Consider the following 18,445-nt stretch of genomic DNA (forward strand, 5'->3'; position numbering starts at 1 on the left):
TTTCTCACGCCCAGGGACCCGGGGCGGTGTCGCTTCACTCCAACTGCGGATGCACCGCCAACGCGGAGCCTCGCACTTCACCCGCCCGATGGGCTGTCCGTAGGCTCCCGGAGGAAGACCTCTACTGTGCAGGCGACCCCTACTCCAGCGGATCAGCCTTCTGATCAACACCCATCCACGACCTCCGCGGAGCAGCACTAGAGATCCGGGTCCAGGGCCCGGGCCCGCGCCCACTGCTCCTCGAACTCCTGCGCACTGATCAGCCAGCCGGCCACCACCGGGTCGAAGAGGTCGACGACCGGGGGGTTGAACGGCCAGTCGTCGGGACCGCTGCGCACGCCGGTCCCGTCCTCGTTCAGCTCCACCTGGCGGCTGCGGCGGCCGTCGGTCCCCACCTCCATCAGGCAGAGCACCGAGGCCTCGTCGTCCTCGTCCCAGCGGCGCCGCAGGTGGACGACGTCCCGGTCCGCGAGCGCGCCGAACCCCGGGCGCCCGCGCTGCGCATCGCGCTCGGCGCGCAGACCGTCCAGGCCCGGCGGCATCTGCGGCGCGTCGATGTCGACGTCGTCCAGGTCGTCCTCCTCGAACCGGGCCACCGTCTCGGGGTCGCTGACGACCTCGGTCCAGGCGAAGGTCTCGAGGATCTCCCGGACGGACCGCGCGCGGACCCACCACCAGCTGCCGCCCATGCCGTAGTCGTGCAGGACGAGGAAGCGGTGCTTGGCCGGCGTGTCGGTGGTGGTCATGGGGGCAGAGCCTAGCGATCGTCCGGCTCGGCCGCGGACCCGCGGGGCCGCCCCCGGGCGGCAAGGCCTACAGACGGACGGTCAGCTGCACGGACACCTCGTCGTCGGTCGCGAGACCCAGCGGCTTGCGCACGGCGTTCTTGACCGGGAGCAGATAGCCGCCGTCCTTCGGGAACAGCGACGTGGCGAAGGCGGTCCCGCCGATCCGGGCGTCGACGGGGATGACGCCCCAGCCGTAGCTGGCCATCGACGCCACTTCCCGGATCTCCGCGGACTGCTCCTGCGGCACGGCGACGAAGTAGTACGGCGAAGGCCCACGCCACTCGAACACGCGGCCGGTGAAGGTGAGATCCATGGCGGTCAGCGAGTCCGATCATCAAGGAGGCGCCCGAACCTCGCCCACCCTACCTGCGGAGCCTTCGGCCGGGACAGGAACGGCGGCTGACCCGGCGCCCCCGCTCGCGCGGGTGCCACCGTGGGGTTCGGCGAGAAAACCGGGCTGCGGGCGGGCGGCGTGGACCGACAGCATGGCGGGATGCCGGATCTGCTGTGGGACGACGTGAGGAACTTCTTCGACCCCGACCTGATGGGTTCTCTGCCGGATGTGTGCGTCGCAAGCACGTCGGTCGAGGACTGGCAGGCGGTGTTCGATCTGGTCCGGTCGAGCGGCTGGGCGTGGGAGTACTTGGAGGGCTGCGTCGCCGGCCCGCTGCCTCCCGCGACCGAGGTGTTGTCGCGTGCGGCGAGTGCCGAGACGGTCAATCTGCGCGTCCGTCCGGTCCCGGATGTGCTGGTGATCTTCCGTCCGATGTCTGCCGACGAGATCGACTTCGATGTCGACCTGCGCGAGTTGCAGGGCCAGGCAGGAGTGGACGTCCTGTGCGGCTTCCTCGCCGCCGTGGGCCGCAGGCTGGACAAGCCGGTGGCCATGACGGCCGAGGGCGACTACGGGAACCCGGTGCTCGGGTTCGATCCCGCTGCCGACCGCGTGGTGCTCCTGGCGGGCCCACGGCTGAGCTGAACGCTTCGACCGGTCGGGGCCTGCTCTCCCGAGCGCACAGGACGAGTCGGGGTCGGCGGGCCGCCCGACTCGACGCCGCTACCTACCCGGCCGCACCCACGGAGCGAACCGCTGGTCAGGAGCCACGTCCTCCCGCCAGTACCGCAAAACGGTCTCCTGCACGATGTCCAGGCGATCTGCGGCGATCAGGCACGAGACCGGCTCCGCTCCGCCCGCGTCCGCTTCGAAGGCAACGAGCACGGGCGGAGTGTCACCAAGCCGATCGGTGACCGTCGCCACTTCCTCGGACGTGGGTGCGCGAAATCGCGGATCCTGAAAACTCGCCGCGCAGCTGACGAACGCCGGTGCCGTGAACACCAGTTCCAGCGCGTGGTGATAGGTCAGGTCGTGATCGGCTGCGAGCCGGAACTGACCACGGTCCCAGGCGACCACGTCCCAGTCCCACCAGGACCCTTCCGGGAGCTCGATCACGCCATGAACCTGCTCGACACTCACCTTCTGGCCCCCAAACAGTCCGAACGGACCCAGAGGCTACCGGGCAGCGCGGAGCATCAGCGCGACGGTTTGGCTCTCTGATACGCCCTGATACGCCCTGATGCGTCGAAAGTCGTTGCCGGCCGGCGCAGCAGCCCGGTGCGCCACCGGCTACGGTGACGCGGGTCCCTGCTCCGCCGCCGTGGTGGCGGCTCGGGCGAAGGCGAGGACGACCGGGTCGGGGTGGGCGGAGGGCCAGGCGAGGACGATGCGGCTCGGGGGGTGGCCGGTCAGTGGGACGAACGCGATGCCGTCGGTGCGGTGGCGGTGGGTGGCGGCGGCGGGCAGGATGCCGACGGCGCCTTGCCAGAGCACGGCGTGCAGGCACTCCGCGACGGAACGGACCACCGGGCCGGGCGTGGTGGCGCCGGCCCCGGCCGACCAGTAGGCGCGCCAGGCGCGGTCGGCCTCCTCGGGCAGGCGGATCCAGGAACGGCCGTGCAGGTCCCCGACGGTGACGGTACTGCGGGTCGCCAGCGGGTCGTCCGCCGCGAGGGCGGCCACCAGCGGCTCCTCGGCGAGCTGACGGATGGTCAGTCCCGTGGTGTCGAAGGGCAGTCTGGTCAGCGCGAGGTCGACCCGGCCGGAGCGCAGACCGGCCGTCGGGTCGTCGATCCCGCTCTCGCTCAGCCGCACCTCGGTGTCCGGATGCGTGCGCCGGAACGCGGCGACGATCCGCGGACCGAAGTCCAGCCCCGCACCCGCGACGGCGCCCACCACGACCGTACGCCGCCGCCCGGCCTGCCGGACCCGTTCCCCGGCGAGCTCCGCCGCCGCCAGCAGCCGCCTGGCCTCCACCAGCAGCACCGAACCGGCCTCGGTCAGCCGCACACCGCGCGCCGAGCGCTCGAACAGCAGGCAGCCCAGTTCGTCCTCCAGCTCACGGATCCGCTGGCTCAGCGGCGGCTGGGACATGTGCAGGCGCGCCGCGGCGCGGCCGAAGTGCTGCTCCTCGGCGACGGCGACGAAGTAGCGCAGGCGGCGGTGGTCCACGCCGGGCACCATATCGGGACGCTCTCGACCCCAGCGAAACGGTCTTGGACCGGCCCGGGCCCGTGCTGGTGAGCTGATCCCACCGAGCCCGCCGACCGGAGCAGCCGACGGCCGGGTGGAACCCGATCCCCTTGGAGTGCACGTGTCGCACGACCACCACCACCCCTACTCCGACCCCGCGGACCTGGGCCGGGCCCGCGAGGTCGGCGCCCTGGCGCCCGAGGAGTTCGCCGCCTGGCGGGCCTTCCAGCAGGCGGTGGACCGCGGGGACGGCGCGCTGCCGCGCCGGATCCGCGAACTGCTGTCGATCGCCGTCGCGCTCACCACGCAGTGCTCCTACTGCCTGGACGTCCACACCGCCCAGGCGCGCCGGCACGGTGTCACCGAGCGGGAGCTCGCGGAGGTGGTCTTCGTGGCGGCCGCGGTCCGCGCGGGCGGCTCACTCGCGCACGGCCTCCAGGCGATGAAGCTGTACCAGGCGCACGGCGCGGCCGCAGCGGCGCCCTGAGGTACCGTCCGGCCGGTCGTGCGCGGGGCCGGAGGCGGGACGGGCGCCGCGAGCCGGCTGCCGCCCGCCGCCGACCCCGGCTCAGGGCACGGTGGCTTCCCAGGCGGCTTCGATCATCCGGAAGACCTCGTCCACCGTGGCCCCGGGATCGTCCGCCCGGCAGGCCAGTGCGTAGGCGTCGATGGTGAACCGCGCGGTCGCCCGGCAGGCCGTCGCACTCCGGGCCAGGCGGGGATCGGCGGCCAGCGCTGCCGCCAGTGTCTGCGCGTGGCGCAGGCCCATCGACTCCTCGTACTCCCGCAGGGCGGACGATCCCTCGATCATGCGCCGGACGGGGGCGCTGCCCTCCGCCGTGCAGTGCCGCACCAGGGCCCGGACCTCGCGGTGCAGCGCCGGGACGAGCGGGTCGTGCGAAGGCCGGTCGGTCACCGCCCGGGTGAGGCGCTGCTCGAAGTCCTGGTCACGTTCGAACACCAGGGCCTCCTTCGAGGCGAAGTGGGCGAAGACGGTGGTGACGGCCACGTCGGCCTCGGCGGCCACCTCGCGGATGCCCACGGCGTCGTACCCGTGCTCCAGGAAGAGCCGCAGAGCGGTGTCGGCGATCTTCCGACGGGTCTCGGCCTTCTTGCGCTCGCGGCGTCCGGGTGGCTCGGTCATACCGTGACACTATCAGTTATGAATCCCTAACCGTTGTGAAATCCTAACCGTTAGGGTTACTGTCGGCCGCATGAGGAAAATCAGCTACGCCGAGTTCGGCGGTCCCGAGGTCCTGCGCCTGATCGACGCCGAGGAGCCCCACGCGGGCCCCGGCCGGATACGAATTGCCGTACGGGCTGCGGGGGTCAACCCCGTCGACTGGAGGATCCGTGAGGGGCAGGTGCTGGGCGCCCACCCGGTCGAACTGCCCGCCGGGGTCGGGCAGGACGCCGCCGGGGTGGTCGACGAGATCGGCGAGGGCGTCGAGGGGGTCGAGATCGGCGACCGCGTGTTCGGCGAAGGCACCGACACCTACGCCGAATTCGCCGTGCTCTCGGCCTGGGCCCGGATGCCCGGGGGACTGACCTTCGAGGAGGCGGCCGGGTACCCGTCCGTGGTGGAGACCGCGCTGCGCGTCATCCGCGAGGTCGGCGTGCGGCCCGGGCAGACGCTGCTGGTCAGCGGCGCGGCCGGCGGCGTCGGGTCGGCGGTGCTGCAGATCGCCCGCGAAGGCGGCATCACGGTGATCGGCACGGCCGGGGCCGCGAACCAGGACTACCTGCGCCACCTGGGCGCCCTCGCCACGACCTACGGCGAAGGCTGGGTCGAACGGGTGCGGCACCTGGGCCGGGTCGACGCGGCCCTCGATCTGGCCGGTTCGGGCGTGATCCGCGAACTCGTCGGGTTGACCGGGGACCCGCGCAAGGTGGTCTCCATCGCCGACCTCGGAGCGCCGCAGCTGGGCGTCCGGTTCTCCGGCGTGGCCGGGAGCGTGCCGAACGCGCTCGCCGAGGCCGTCGACCTCATCTCCCGGGGCAGGCTCCACATCCCGGTGGAGAAGTCGTACCCGCTCGCCGAGGCAGCGGCGGCGCACACCGACAGCCGGGCCGGCCACACCCGGGGGCGCCGGGTCCTGACCGTCCGGGCGGACGCCCACCCGGTGCCCGACGCCGAACGGACCGTCATCAGCGGGCGGTGAAGCGGTGCCGGGCGGAGCCGGGGCGCTCCCGGCCCGGTCCGTCGGGGCGACGGCGGCACCCCCGCGGGGATCCGGTTTCGGCCTGTCGGTGTCGTCGCGGCCCGGCCCGGCAGCACCCACCGCGGACACGACCGCCCGAGCGCCGCCAGGACACCGGGACTGTCCGACCCCCGCCCTATGATGGCCGGGCCGACGCGCCGGCGGCGGCAGACGGTGACAAAGCAGGAGGTCACATCGTGTCGCGTGTCCGGGTCCACAACTTCTCCGTCTCCCTCGACGGCTACGGCACCGGTGAGGGGCAGAGCCTGGACACGCCGTTCGGGCACGCTGGCGGACGGCTGACCGAGTGGTTCTTCGGGACCCGGACCTTCCGCGCGATGCAGGGCAAGGACGGCGGCGCGACCGGCGCCGACGATGCCCTCGCCGGGACCTGGGGCGACGGGATCGGCGCGGAGATCATGGGCCGGAACAAGTTCGGCCCGCAGCGCGGCCCGTGGGAGGACCACGAGTGGACCGGCTGGTGGGGCCCGAACCCGCCCTTCCACACCCCGGTGTTCGTGCTGACCCATCACCCGCGGCCCTCGGTCGAGATGGAGGGCGGCACGACTTTCCACTTCCTCGACGCCACCCCCCAGGAGGCGCTGCGCCGGGCCCGCGAGGCGGCGGGCGGCCTGGACGTGCGGATCGGCGGCGGACCGTCGACGATCCGCCAGTTCCTCGCCGCTGACCTGATCGACCACCTGCACCTGGTCATCGTGCCGATCGTCCTGGGCCGCGGCGAGCGGCTCTGGGACGACGGCCTCGAAGGGCTCGAGGACCGCTTCGAGGTGGAGTCCGTCACCACCCCCAGCGGGGTCACCCACCTCACCTTCACCAGGCCGTAGCGCCCGCGGCCCGTGGCCGCGCGCGTACGCGGACGGCCCGCCCCCTCCCGGCCGGGAGGGAACGGGCCGTCCACGTCGAGGCCGGTACGGGCCGCTCAGGTGAGCTGGGTCGGCACCGGACGGTCCTTGTCGATCGAGCTCACCCCGCCCGGGGTGAGCGCCTCGGCGAAGAGCTGCACGTCGGCCACCTTGCCGGCGGTGTACTCGCCGTAGGCGCCCTCGTACAGGCGGCGGCCGATCTGCACCGGGCCGGTGGCGTTCCACACCGTGCCGGTGTAGTCGGCGGTGGCGGCCGTGTTGTCGTCGACGTACAGCCGCATTTCCTGGGCGTCCGCGTCGAAGACGCCCACCAGGTGGTACCAGGTGTTGGTCTTCGGTGCGAGCGGGCCCGTGGTGGGGCCGTAGGCGCTGGAGAACTTACCTGCGGTGTCGTCCGCGTGGGCGTGCCCGAAGGCGAACGCGTGCGCCCCGCTGGAGTAGTACAGCTGCAGGCCGTTGGCGCTGGTGCCGGACTGCGAGACGAAGGTGGAGTTGTTGGTCAGGCTGGTCAGGTTGACCCAGGCCGAGACGGTGTAGTTGCGGCTTGTGTCCAGTGCCGGGCCGGCCGTGGCGGCGTAGCCGGTGGAGCCGTTGAGGGTGAGCGCGCTGCCCCGCTGGGCGTCGGCCGCGACGGCGGCTCCGCCGTTGAGGGTCAGGCCGCCGGTCGGACGGACGCTGTCGTCGGTGGAGTCCAGCTTCCACCAGGCGGTCGGCCGGTGGACGTGGCCGATCGCGACGGGGGCGGCGAACTGGGCGAGGCCGCCGGCCGCCGCCGCGCCCGGGTACTCGACCAGCCGGCCGGAGCCGGTGCCCGCGTACAGCGCCGGGAAGCCGGTGCCCTGGACGTCGCCGGGCGAGGCGACGGTCGGGTAGTCCTTGCCGCCGATGCCGACCGGGAGCACCGCCTGGGCGGCGGGCAGCACGTTGCCGCTGGTGGCGGCCCACTTCTGGTCCGCGATGTTCAGGCAGTCGTAGATGATGACCTGGGTCCTCGGGTTGCGGTTGCTCGCCGGGTCGGCCAGGCACCGGCCGGACTGCGGGTTCTTCAGGGTGCCCGGGTAGGGGCCCGGGACCCACTGCTGGGCCGCGGAGTTGTTGCACTGGTACAGCTGCACCAGGGAGTTGTTCTCGCTGGCGCCCTTCGCCACGTCCAGGCACTTGCCGAGCACGTGCACGGTGTTGTCCGTGCCCCGGGTGAAGGTCTGGGCGTCGGTGCCGTTGCAGGTGTACATCTGCGCCGCGGTGCCGTTGACAGTCCGGCCGCCGGCGATGTCCAGGCAGAGGTTCTTGTTGGCGGTGTCCAGGATGCCGGAGACCAGCGGCGCGTCGGTGGGGGCGGTGATCCGGGTGGTGGGCACGCCGCCGGCGAAGGTCAGCGGGAAGCTGCTGATCGCGCCGGTGGCGTCGTTGCGGGCCCACAGGGTCGGCCCGCCGTTGACGGTGCCGGGGGCGAGCAGGGTGACACCGGACCAGTCGCCGGTGCCGATCTTCACTCCGGCGCCGAGGTTGCAGCCGGCCTGGAAGGTGCCGGGGAAGTACCAGAGTTCGCCCTTGTCGACGGTGACCAGGTCAGGGGCGTCGGCGAAGCCCGCGAGCTTTCCGGGGGCGAGGATCTGGGTGACGTTGTTCCAGGTGCCGTCCGAGCCCTTGGCCGGGCATGCGGCGGAGTCCCGGATCGGCACCACGTTCTGGGTGAGCGTGAAGTGCCCAATGGCGCCGCCGGGGGTGATGGCGTCGTTCGGGTAGAGGTACAGCTCGTGGCTGGCCTTGTTGTACGCGAACAGGTCGTCGACGTTGGTGCCGGTGGCCGTACCGCGGTGCGCGACCAGGTAGTTGTTCCAGCCGGTGCCGTCCGGGCTCTGCGCCTTGGCGGACACCGTGGCGGGCGGGGCGGCCGGGTCGGCGTTGCCGCGCACCAGCACCAGGTCGCCGCCGGTGGTCGGGGCGATCAGGTCGGGGACCGCGTCGCCGTCCAGGTCGCCGGCGGCCACCTTGGCGTTGGGGTTCCACGGCGCGAAGAAGCTGTACTGGCCGACCGTGCCCTGGGTGTTGCCGGCGTTGTCGACGGCCCGGACGAACAGCGTGTGGGCGCCCCACTGGGCGGCGCTGAGCACGACCGGGATGTCGGCGGTGGCGTTGCCGCCGGTGCCGGCCACGGCGTCGACCTTGAGGGCGCCGCTGGCGGGGATGTTGGCGTCGAGGGAGTACTCGAAGCGGTCGATGCCGCTGCTGACGCAGGCGCCGCGGGTGCAGCCGGTCGGCGTCGGGTCGTTGGCGCTGACCGCGATCTTGACCCCGGTGTCACCGGCGTGGCCGGTGGGCGCCCGGTCGCCGCCGAGCGGCGGGAAGACCGGCGAGTCGGTGAAGGCCGGCAGGCTCGGCGCGCTGAGGTCGATCTTGAAGTAGCAGTTCGGGGACCAGCCGCTGAGCAGGGTGTCGTCGTCGGCCCGGACGTGCCAGCCGTACTGGTGCCCGTCCGCGACCTTGAAGCCGATGTTGACCCGGGTGGTGCCGCCGTCGCTGACCCAGCCGCTGACGGGCGCGCCCTTGGAGGTGGAGTCGCCGTCGGCGTTGGCCGTCTTGGTGTCCCAGACCTCGTACTTGGCACGCAGGTTGACGCCGGTCATGTCGGTGGCGAGGTGGGCGTTGAGAGTGATGTCGGAGGCGTCGCCGGCCAGTCCGGACTCGCCGATCCAGCCGGACTCCGCGCCGTCGCACCCGTTGCTCGCCGGGGCGCGGGTCGCCGGGGTGGTGCCGAGCTTGTCCGGCACCTCGGGGGCGATGTCGAACACCGTGGTCAGGTACGGGTTGTTGGCGAAGCGGATGAAGTCGTTGTTGCTGGAGGACTTGCTCTCGTTGCCGAACAGGCCGAAGGTCCAGCTGTCGTCCTTGCCGGCCAGCTTCTTGATCTGCCCGGTGACGTCCCAGTTGGCGTCGTGGTTGCCGCAGTGCTGGGACGGGTTGGAGCTCTTGACCTGCTGCGTGCCGCCGATGTAGCCGTCACCGGCCACCGAGGGCTGGTGGTTCCAGCTGGTGGAGCCGCTGATCGCGCCGACGGTCGCCAGCTTGACGCCGGTCTCGTTGTCGCAGTCGAAGGAGGCGCCGTAGGTCGAGGTGAGGTGCACCACCGACTTGGAGATCACCATGGACTTGGTGAGGTTGCCGATGTTGAGCTCGAAGTAGGCCCGGTTCAGGCCCAGGCACTCCTGCCAGCGCTGGTAGCCGACCCCTTCGCCGTTGTCCTGGGCGTCGTCGTACGGGCTCTGGCTCGCGCAGCCCTCCTTGACGGTGACGAAGTGGCTCTTCTTGCTGGTGATCGGGCTGGTGTACGGGTCGATGTACAGCGGCCACACGGTGCCCGGGCCGGTCAGCAGCCCGGCGTCCGGGACGAGCGTCAGGGCGTCCGGGCCGCCGGTCACCGTGAGCGGCTTGATCTGGGCGCCGGTGCCGGGCTGCTCGGCGGTGGAGGCGGTGGCGGGCTGCCCGGCGCCGTCCGCGGCGGCGGCGGCGGCCCGCGGGGCGGCGGCCTTGGCGGCCGCCTTGGCCGGGGCCGCGGCGGTGGTGGCGGCGGGCGCGGCGCCCGAGGAGTCCCACATCAGCGGGGTGGGGGAGCGGAACACGGCGGTGCCGTCGGCGGTGGTGGCGGCCACCCTGCCGTCCGGGTCGACGCGGACCGCGAGGCCGTCGCTGGTCGAGGTGGCCAGCCGCAGCGAGGCGAGCGCCGGGTTGGCGGCGGCCTGCGCGTCACGGACGATCAGCACCTCGTGGAACCCGCCCTGGTCGGTGCTGGTGACCTTGAGGTCGACCCCCGGCAGCACCCCGTCGTAGCGCGCCGTGTTGCCGCTGACCTGCGGCGCGGGCAGCGCGAACGGCAGCGTGTAGGAGAGCCGGTGGCCCTCGGCGTCGGTGAGGGTGGCCAGTGGGCCGCTGCCGCCGCCGGACAGGGCCAGCCCGGAGGGCGCGGCCTTCGGCGAGAGGGTGCCGTCCGGGTTGCGGCCCAGCGTCGCGTCGACCGGGGACCAGGCGCCGTCCCGGCGGACCCGGGCGGGCAGCAGGCTGCTGGTGACGGTGAAGGTGCCGTCGGCGTTGGCGACCGTCAGGTCGGTCCCGGTGGTCAGCGCGTCGACGGTGACCGGCTGCCCCGAGCGGACCGCCTCGGCCTTGGCGGCCACCAGCGGCGAGGCGACGGCGGCCGGGTCGGCGCCTGCGGCCGGGCCGTCGTCCGCCAGGGCCGGGCCGGCGCCGCTCAGCAGCAGTGCGGCGACCGCCGCCGACACCGCCAGCCGGCGGGCCGGTGTGTGCGCCGGATGACTCCGGGCACGGGTGTGCTCCCCCATGGAGTTCGTCCTTTCAAGGACAGGATGCGGCGGCCCGGGTCACGCCTGTGTTTCTGATCACAGACGGTTCGTCCACCCGGCCGCCGGATGTCGGAATTGCGGCACTTCTGTCCGACTCCGTCCGGTTGGTGGACGTAGCACCGGGACTGCTGTGACGGATGGGGCCAGTGTGACCGCTGGGGAAGGGTATTGCTGGGACGCCACCCTGGCAATACGGTTCCGTCCGGGTTCCGACGCCATGTCAGCTGACGAACCCTCAGTACGTCACCAATTTCCGTATCATGGGGGAATTTGCGCATGCGCGCAGAATCACGCGGATTCCGCATACGTGCCAGGGCCCGGCAACGGGCCTGGCTGAACAGAGGAGCGGTGACGGTCGCGACCGTCACCGCCCTCGCCCTGTCAACACCCTTCGCGGTCGCCGAATCGGTGGTGGGCGGCTACCGCTACACCGACCGGACCTGGGCCGCCGACCCGCTGCCCGCACCGCCCAAGGTGCCCGGCCACCCGGCGGACAGCGCCGCAGGCAACGCCCCGCAGGGCGTCCCGCCCGCCGGGGCCCGCGAGCTGACACCGCACGAGGTGCGCGGCGCCCGGTGGCCGGCGGGCGCCGGCGCCACCGTCGACCTGGCCGCCGCCACCCCGGTGCGCAGCCTCGCCGCGCCCGCCGGGCAGGTGAAGGCCGGCGCCCTGCCGGTCTCGGTCTCCCCGGCCACCTCGTCGGCGGTCGGCGCCCGCGCCCGCGCGCTGGTCAGCCCGCTCGCCCCGCTGTCCCCGGTCTCCTCCGTCCAGGTCAGCCTGGCCGGCCGCGAGCAGGCCAAGGGCGCCGGCGTCGACGGCCTGCTGGTCGGCCTGGCCCGCGCCGACCACGGCACCGGCACCGGCGACGTCTCGGTTTCCCTCGACTACGCCGCCATCGACCAGGCGTACGGCGGCGGTTGGGCCTCCCGGCTGCACCTGGTGGCGATGCCGTCCTGCGCGCTCACCACCCCGCAGCTCGCCGCCTGCCGCACCCGGACCCCGCTCGAGTCGGTCAACGACCCGGTCGGCCGCAGGCTCAGCGCCGCCGTCACCCTGCCGGCCCCGGCGGCCACCAAGGCGGCCAACCCGTTCGCCGCCCCCGCCGCCCGCGCCGCGGCGGCCTCCGCCTCCTCCGGGATGGCGGTCGCCGCGGTGGCCGGCAGCAGCGGCTCGCAGGGCGACTTCGGCGCCACCTCGCTGTCCGCCTCGGGCGCCTGGTCCGCCTCGGCCTCGGGCGCCTTCACCTACCAGTACCCGATCACCCTGCCGCCCTCGCTCGGCGGCGCCGCCCCGACCGTCAGCCTCGCCTACGACTCCCAGTCGGTGGACGGCGAGACCTCGGCCCGCAACTCCCAGTCCTCGTGGATCGGTGACGGCTGGTCGTACAACCCCGGCTTCATCGAGCGCTCCTACAAGAGCTGCAAGGACCAGGGGATCAAGGACTCCGGCGACGAGTGCTGGGCCGGCTGGAACGCCACCCTCCAACTCGGCACCCACAACGGCGTCCTGCTGCGCGACGACGACGGCGGCTACCACCTGCAGAGCGACGACGGCACCAGGATCGAGCGGCTGACCGGCGCCACCAACGGCCTGTGGGACGGCGAGTACTTCAAGGTCACCACGACCGACGGCACCGCCTACTACCTGGGCCTGAACCACGCGCCCGGCACCACCGCCGACGACGCCACCGACAGCGCCTGGGGCGTGCCGATCTACCACCCCAAGTCGGGCGACCCGTGCCACAGTTCGGACAAGGGCGACGACTCCCAGTGCGACAAGCCGGTCGGCTACCGGTTCAACCTGGACTTCGTCGTCGACCCGCACGGCAACGTGCAGCGCTACGACTGGGCGACCGAGTCCAACTACTACAACATGGGCTACGGCCAGGTCGCCGAGGACGACAAGGGCGGCACCCTCACCAAGTACACCCGCGGCGGCCGGCTGACCCGGATCTCCTACGGCTACCAGCTCGCCGACGCGCGGGCCGGCCGTGAGCCCGCCGCGAAGGTCGAGTTCCGCACCGCACAGCGCTGCACCACCTCGGACAGCGTCTGCAAGGACGGCAACCTCTCCTCGGACACCGCCGCCAGCTGGCCCGACACCCCGTACGACCTGCACTGCGAGTCGGACTGGAAGAACAAGGTCGGCGACGACGACAAGACCGACGGCGTCTGCCTGATCAGCGGCCCCACCTTCTGGACCACCTATCGGCTCAAGGGCATCGACAGCAAGGTCCGCACCGCCGCCGGCTGGCAGGACGTCGACAGCTACGACCTGACGCAGGTCTTCTCGGACGCCGGCGGCACCTACGACCCGGTCACCGGCAAGACCCAGGACCCGAAGAGCACCGGCTCGCTGCAGTCCGTGATGTGGCTGTCCAAGCTCACCCACACCGGCAAGGACACCTCCGCCGGCGGCAGCGGGCCGATCACCCTCGACCCGGTCACCTTCGCCGGGATCGAGATGGACAACCGGGTCGACGGGCTCACCCCGGCCGCCCCGCCGCTGTACCACCCGCGGATCTCCAGCGTGCAGACCGAGACCGGCGAGTCCGTCGCGGTCACCTACCGGGCGCCGGAGTGCTCCCGCGAGAAGAAGACGATGCCCGCCTCGGCGGACAGCAACACGATGGCCTGCTACCCGGTCTTCTGGAACACCCCGGGCGGCGTCGAGCCGATCGAGGACTGGTTCCACAAGACCCTGGTCTCCCAGGTCACCGACAGCGACCGCACCAAGGCCGGCTCGCCCGCCAAGGTCACCAACTACACCTACGCCGACGGTGCCGCCTGGCACCGCGACGACTCCGACCTCACCGACGACAAGCACCGCACCTGGAACGACTTCCGGGGCTTCCGCACCGTCACCACCACCACCGGCGCCGCACCGGACCCGGTCACCCAGAGCACCGTCTCCTACCTGCAGGGCATGGACGGCGACCGCAAGGCCGACGGCACCACCCGCAGCGTCACGGTCCGCAACGTGCTGAACGAGGAGATCACCGACAGCCCCTGGCTGGCCGGCACCCCGTACCAGACGCTCGGGTACACCCAGGCCGGCGGCAGCGTCGTCAGCCGCACCCTGACCGACCCGCCGGCCTCCACGGTCACCGCCAGCGCCGGCCGCAAGGCCTGGACCTCCGAGGACCCCAAGCCGGACAAGCTGTCCGTGCTGCCCGACCTGACCTCGCGCCGGATCACCTCGACCTCCTCGCGCACCATGGGCCTGCTCGCCGACGGCACCTGGCGCACCGGCCGCTCCGGCACCACCTTCGACTCCACCGGCCGGATCTGGAAGCAGGACGACCAGCCCGACCTGGCCGACCCCAAGCAGCAGACCTGCACCACCACCACGTACGCCGACGCCCCGGCGGACAACCCGATGATGCTGGTCTCCCCGAAGGAGACGATCAGCGTCACGGGCCCGTGCACCACCGCGCCCGGCAAGGACACCACGCTCTCCCACAAGCGGATCTTCTACGACGGCGACGGCTCGGTCGACCACCCCGGCACCTACGGCGTGCTCGGCCAGAACGGCAGCTCGCTCGGCCTGGTCACCGCCACCCAGGCGGCCACCGGCTACGACGCCCAGGGCCGGCCGCAGTTCCAGACCCTCGGCGGGATGTCCTACGACCGGTACGGGCGGGTCACCGCCAGCACCGACGCCGCCGGACAGACCACCACCACCGGGTACCAGCCCGAGACCGGCCTGCTGCCGACCACGCTGTCCACCACCAACCCGCTCCAGTGGAAGGCCACCAGCACCGTCTCGCCCGGCCGGGCGTCCGTGCTGCACTCGGTGGACGTCAACAACCAGGTGACCGACGCGGCGTACGACGCGCTCGGCCGCCGGGAGAAGGTCTGGTCCCCGGGCCGCGACAAGGCCACCCAGACACCCGACCGCACCTACTCCTACGACGTGCACGGCGCCGGCGACAACCCGACCCCGTCCTCCGTCACCACCCGGAGCCTGCGCGAGGACGGCTCCTACAGCACCTCCGTCACCATCTACGACGGCACCCTGCAACCCCGCCAGACCCAGTCCACCCCCGCCGACAACTCGGCCGGCCGGCTGGTCTCCTCCACCTACTACGACTCGCACGGCTGGACCGTCTCCAGCATCGCCACCTACGCCGACACCGACCACGCGCCCGGCGCCACCATGTGGGCCGAGACCAACCGGACCGGCCCGTCGGTGACCCGCACCGCCTACGACGGTCAGGGCCGCCCGGTCACCACCAGCCTGGCCTCGTTCGCCAGCACGCTGTGGCAGAGCGCCGTCGCCTACCAGGGCGTCGACCGGGTCGACACCACCCCGGCGCAGGGCGGCAAGGCCACCACCACCTACACCGACGCCCAGGGCCGCACCACCGCCAGCGTCGTCCGCGACACCACCCCCGACCGCCAGCTCGGCACCGGCAGCCGGCTGTCCTCCGGCACCTCCGTGGTCTCCGCGGGCGTCCGGCTGAGCATGCAGCCCGACGGCAACCTGGTGCTCAGCGCACTCGTCGGCGACAAGTCGCTGTGGTCCGCCGGCACCGGCGGCCACCCCGGCGCCTACGCCGTGGTGCAGACCGACGGCAACCTGGCCGTCCTCGACCCGACCGGGAAGACCACCCTGTGGTCCACCGGCACCGGCAGCCACCCCGGCGGCTACCTCAAGGTCCAGGCCGACGACGACCTCGCGCTCTACGACGCGGCCAACACCCGCCTGTGGTCCGCCGGCACGGCGGGCACCGCGCCCGCCGCCGACATCACCACCCGCTTCGGTTACACCGCCCGCGGGCAGGTCGCCACGGTCAAGGACAACGCCGGCAACACCTGGTCCTACGGCTACGACCTGCAAGGCCGGATGACCTCGCAGACCGACCCGGCGGCCGGCGCCTCCAGCGCCGGGTACGACCCGCTCGGCCGGCTCACCAGCACCACCGACGCCCGCAAGCAGACCCTGTCGTTCAGCTACGACTCGCTGGGCCGGCGCACCGCCGAGTACGCGGGCACCGACACCGGCGACCCGACCAAGCTGCTGGCCGAGTGGAGCTACGACAAGCTCGGCAAGGGCCTGCCCGTCGCCTCCACCCGCTACGTCGGCGGCAAGAACGGCGCCGCCTACGTCCAGCGCGTCGACGGCTACAACGCCGTCGGCCAGGCGACCTCCGTCACCACCGTGATCCCCGCCGCCGAAGGCGCCCTGGCGGGCACCTACACCGCCAAGGCCGCCTACACCGAGAACGTCGGCCTGCTGGCCTCGACCTCGTACGGCACCGACGGCGGACTGCCCGCCGAAACGGTCGGCTACGGCTACAACCTGGAGGGCGGCCTGGTCAGCATGGGCTCGCCCAGCCGGCCCTACGTCGCCACCGTCAACTACAGCCCGCTCGGCGAGGTCCTGCAGACCACCCTCGGCACACCGAGCAAGCAGCTGCGCACCGCGCAGACCTACGACGCGGCGACCGGCCGCCCGGCCACCAACCGCGTCACCCTGCAGACCAACACTGCCAACCCGATCTCCGCCACCACCTTCGGCTACGACCAGGCCGGCAACGTCACCGCCGTCACCGACGTCCAGTCCAGCGGCGGCACCGACCGCACCACCGACACCCAGTGCTACGGCTACGACGCGCAGCGCCGGCTGACCACCGCCTGGACCGACACCAAGGGCATCACCACCGCCACCGCGGGCCAGCTGGCCCGCTGCACCACGGCCCGGCCCACCCCGGCCACCGTCGGCGGCCCGGCCCCGTACTGGCTGGACTGGCAGTTCGACCAGCTCGGCGACCGCACCCGCCAGGTCGGCCACGACGTGACCGGCAACGCGGCCAAGGACGTCGCGCAGTCCCTCGCCTACCCCGGCGCGGGCACCGCCCCGGCCAAGCGGCCCAACGCGGTCTCGACGGTCACCACCACCGGCCCGGGCGGCACCACGGTGCTCACCCCCGGCTACGACGAGGCCGGCAACACCCGGACCCGGACCACCACCGGCGCCCGCACCGGCAGCCAGGCCATCGACTACGACGAGGAGGGCCGCACCGGCGCCGTCACCACCGACGGCAAGAAGACCGGCTACCTGTACGACGCCGACGGCGGCCTGCTGATCCAGCGCGCCCCGGGCGGCAACACGCTCTACCTGTTCTCCGGCAACGAGCAGCTCAACCTCGACGCCACCGGAAAGACCGTCACCGCGCTGCGCTACTACCGCGCACCCGACGGCACGGTCACCGTCCGCTCCAGCGGCGGTGCCATCAGCTACCAGCCGACCACCCCGCAGGGCACCGCCCAGCTCCAGGTCGACGGCGCCACGCTCGGCATCACCCGGCGCTCCTTCGACCCGTACGGCAACCCGCGGGGCACCGCACCGGGGGCCTGGGCCGACAACCACGGCTTCCTGGGCAAGCCCGCCGACACCGTCACCGGGTTCACCCTGCTCGGGGCGCGGCACTACGACCCGGTCACCGGCCGGTTCCTGTCGGTCGACCCGGTCATGGAGAGCGGCGACCCCAACCAGATGGGCGGGTACGGCTACGCGGCCGGCAACCCGGCTTCCGGCAGCGACCCGACCGGACTGTGGTGGGGCTCCGGCTGGGGCAGCGCCATCGGCGGCTTCTTCACCGGCGTCGGCGACTCCATCGTCGGCGACCCGTACCAGTGGGGCGTCAACTTCCTGTCGGACGGCTGGAACTCCTTCGCCGACATCGTCAACGGCGACAACTCGGCGTTCAACAGCATGACGGGGTACGAGAACGAGACCCCGTTCCGGCTGGGCCACACCGGGTACGTCGACGATCACCCGCTTGCCGAGCTGTTCGGCGTCGACTCCAGCTCGACCTCCTACGTCGCCGGGCAGTGGACCGGCATCGTCGGCTCGTTCGCGATCGACGGCTACGGTGCGATCAAGGCGATCAGCAGCGGCGTCAAGGCCGTCAAGGCGGTCAAGGCGGCCGTCGAGGGCGGCGAGGACGCGATCAGCGCCGTCAAGCGGCTGCTCTCCGGCGACCTGCCCACCACCACGCCCGCCGACCCGGCGCCGACCACCCCCAAGGGTGACACCCCGTCCACACCCAAGTCCGGTACCGGAAAGGGCGGCAAGGAACCCGGCGGCAGCGGGAACAAGAGCGGCAGCGGCAAGACCGCCGAGGAGCCGAAGCCGGCCCCCGACGCCGCCGACTCCACCACCAGCGGCAACGCCTACCGCAGCGGGTCCAAGGGCAAGCCGAACGAGTACGAGTCCGGCCCCGCGGTCAGCCTCGGCCGGCTCAAGCAGACCCTGGCCAGGGCCGGACACGGCGACACCTGGGACCGGTACGACGTGGTCCACAAGGAACGGATCATCGACGGGCGGACGGGGGAGTTCAACTACGGCAACAGCCCGCACTACATCCGGTCGAACTCGACCATGACCGACGTGCCGCACCGCGGCCGCACCGGTCTGCCGATCATCGAGCTCTCCAACAAGGGCCTGCGCAACATCAAGGAGGCCGTGGTCACCTTCTTCCACGAGGTGCACCACCAGGAGGGCATGCGGATCCACGGCGACAAGGGCAGCGAGGAGGACGCGGAGGACTACGGCCAGATGATGTGGCGGAGGATCTCCGGGGAGAATTGACGCACGCCGGGCCGGCCGCGGGGCGGGCGACCACACCCCCCGCCGGCACCGCCCCAGCCCCCGCCCACCGCACAGACGCACCCCGTCG

Annotated in this window: 11 protein-coding genes; 5 read left to right on the forward strand and 6 right to left on the reverse strand. The window is 72.6% G+C overall.

Annotated elements, in window-relative coordinates:
• Positions 1-197: 197 nt before the first annotated feature.
• Positions 198-746, reverse strand: a complete 549-nt coding sequence (locus tag AB0D08_RS12370) for a hypothetical protein (protein WP_359888218.1) — start codon at positions 744-746, stop codon at positions 198-200.
• A 67-nt stretch (positions 747-813) separates the two neighbouring features.
• Complete coding sequence (locus tag AB0D08_RS12375) at positions 814-1,101, reverse strand: DUF1905 domain-containing protein (protein WP_033824484.1); 288 nt, start codon at positions 1,099-1,101, stop codon at positions 814-816.
• Between the two features lie 180 nt (positions 1,102-1,281).
• Between AB0D08_RS12375 and AB0D08_RS12380 the strand changes: the two genes are divergently transcribed.
• The gene (locus tag AB0D08_RS12380; RefSeq protein WP_033824522.1) at positions 1,282-1,767 is read left to right on the forward strand and encodes a hypothetical protein; all 486 of its coding nucleotides are present in this window, start codon (positions 1,282-1,284) and stop codon (positions 1,765-1,767) included.
• 78 nt (positions 1,768-1,845) lie between these two features.
• On the opposite strand, the gene AB0D08_RS12385 is transcribed toward AB0D08_RS12380, so the two are convergent.
• A complete protein-coding gene (locus AB0D08_RS12385) occupies positions 1,846-2,262 on the reverse strand; it encodes a hypothetical protein (RefSeq protein WP_359888221.1) in 417 nt (138 codons plus the stop codon).
• Positions 2,263-2,412: 150 nt separating this feature from the next.
• Positions 2,413-3,294 carry a LysR substrate-binding domain-containing protein gene (locus AB0D08_RS12390; protein WP_033824520.1) on the reverse strand — a complete coding sequence of 294 codons (882 nt, stop codon included), beginning with the start codon at positions 3,292-3,294 and terminating at the stop codon, positions 2,413-2,415.
• Positions 3,295-3,436: 142 nt separating this feature from the next.
• Between AB0D08_RS12390 and AB0D08_RS12395 the strand changes: the two genes are divergently transcribed.
• Entirely contained in the window at positions 3,437-3,802 is a 366-nt protein-coding gene (locus AB0D08_RS12395; RefSeq protein ID WP_359888223.1) for a carboxymuconolactone decarboxylase family protein, read from the forward strand.
• An 81-nt stretch (positions 3,803-3,883) separates the two neighbouring features.
• Here AB0D08_RS12395 and AB0D08_RS12400 read toward each other — a convergent pair whose 3' ends face one another.
• Positions 3,884-4,459, reverse strand: coding sequence for a helix-turn-helix domain-containing protein (locus tag AB0D08_RS12400; RefSeq protein WP_359888224.1), 576 nt, complete (start codon positions 4,457-4,459; stop codon positions 3,884-3,886).
• 70 nt (positions 4,460-4,529) lie between these two features.
• On the opposite strand from AB0D08_RS12400, the gene AB0D08_RS12405 reads away from it, so the two are divergent.
• Positions 4,530-5,477, forward strand: coding sequence for an NADP-dependent oxidoreductase (locus AB0D08_RS12405; RefSeq protein ID WP_359888226.1), 948 nt, complete (start codon positions 4,530-4,532; stop codon positions 5,475-5,477).
• Positions 5,478-5,713: 236 nt separating this feature from the next.
• Positions 5,714-6,361: a dihydrofolate reductase family protein gene (locus tag AB0D08_RS12410; RefSeq protein WP_033824482.1), complete on the forward strand. Its 648-nt coding sequence runs from the start codon at positions 5,714-5,716 to the stop codon at positions 6,359-6,361.
• 95 nt (positions 6,362-6,456) lie between these two features.
• Here the strand turns inward: AB0D08_RS12410 and AB0D08_RS12415 are convergent, their stop codons facing one another.
• Positions 6,457-10,737 carry a LamG-like jellyroll fold domain-containing protein gene (locus tag AB0D08_RS12415; RefSeq protein WP_359888229.1) on the reverse strand — a complete coding sequence of 1,427 codons (4,281 nt, stop codon included), beginning with the start codon at positions 10,735-10,737 and terminating at the stop codon, positions 6,457-6,459.
• A 369-nt stretch (positions 10,738-11,106) separates the two neighbouring features.
• Here AB0D08_RS12415 and AB0D08_RS12420 point away from each other — a divergent pair, with 369 nt between their 5' ends.
• Positions 11,107-18,357, forward strand: coding sequence for an RHS repeat-associated core domain-containing protein (locus AB0D08_RS12420; protein ID WP_359888232.1), 7,251 nt, complete (start codon positions 11,107-11,109; stop codon positions 18,355-18,357).
• The last annotated feature ends 88 nt before the right edge of the window (positions 18,358-18,445 follow it).

Origin of the sequence: Kitasatospora sp. NPDC048540, assembly GCF_040651175.1 — a bacterium.
Taxonomy (GTDB): domain Bacteria; phylum Actinomycetota; class Actinomycetes; order Streptomycetales; family Streptomycetaceae; genus Kitasatospora.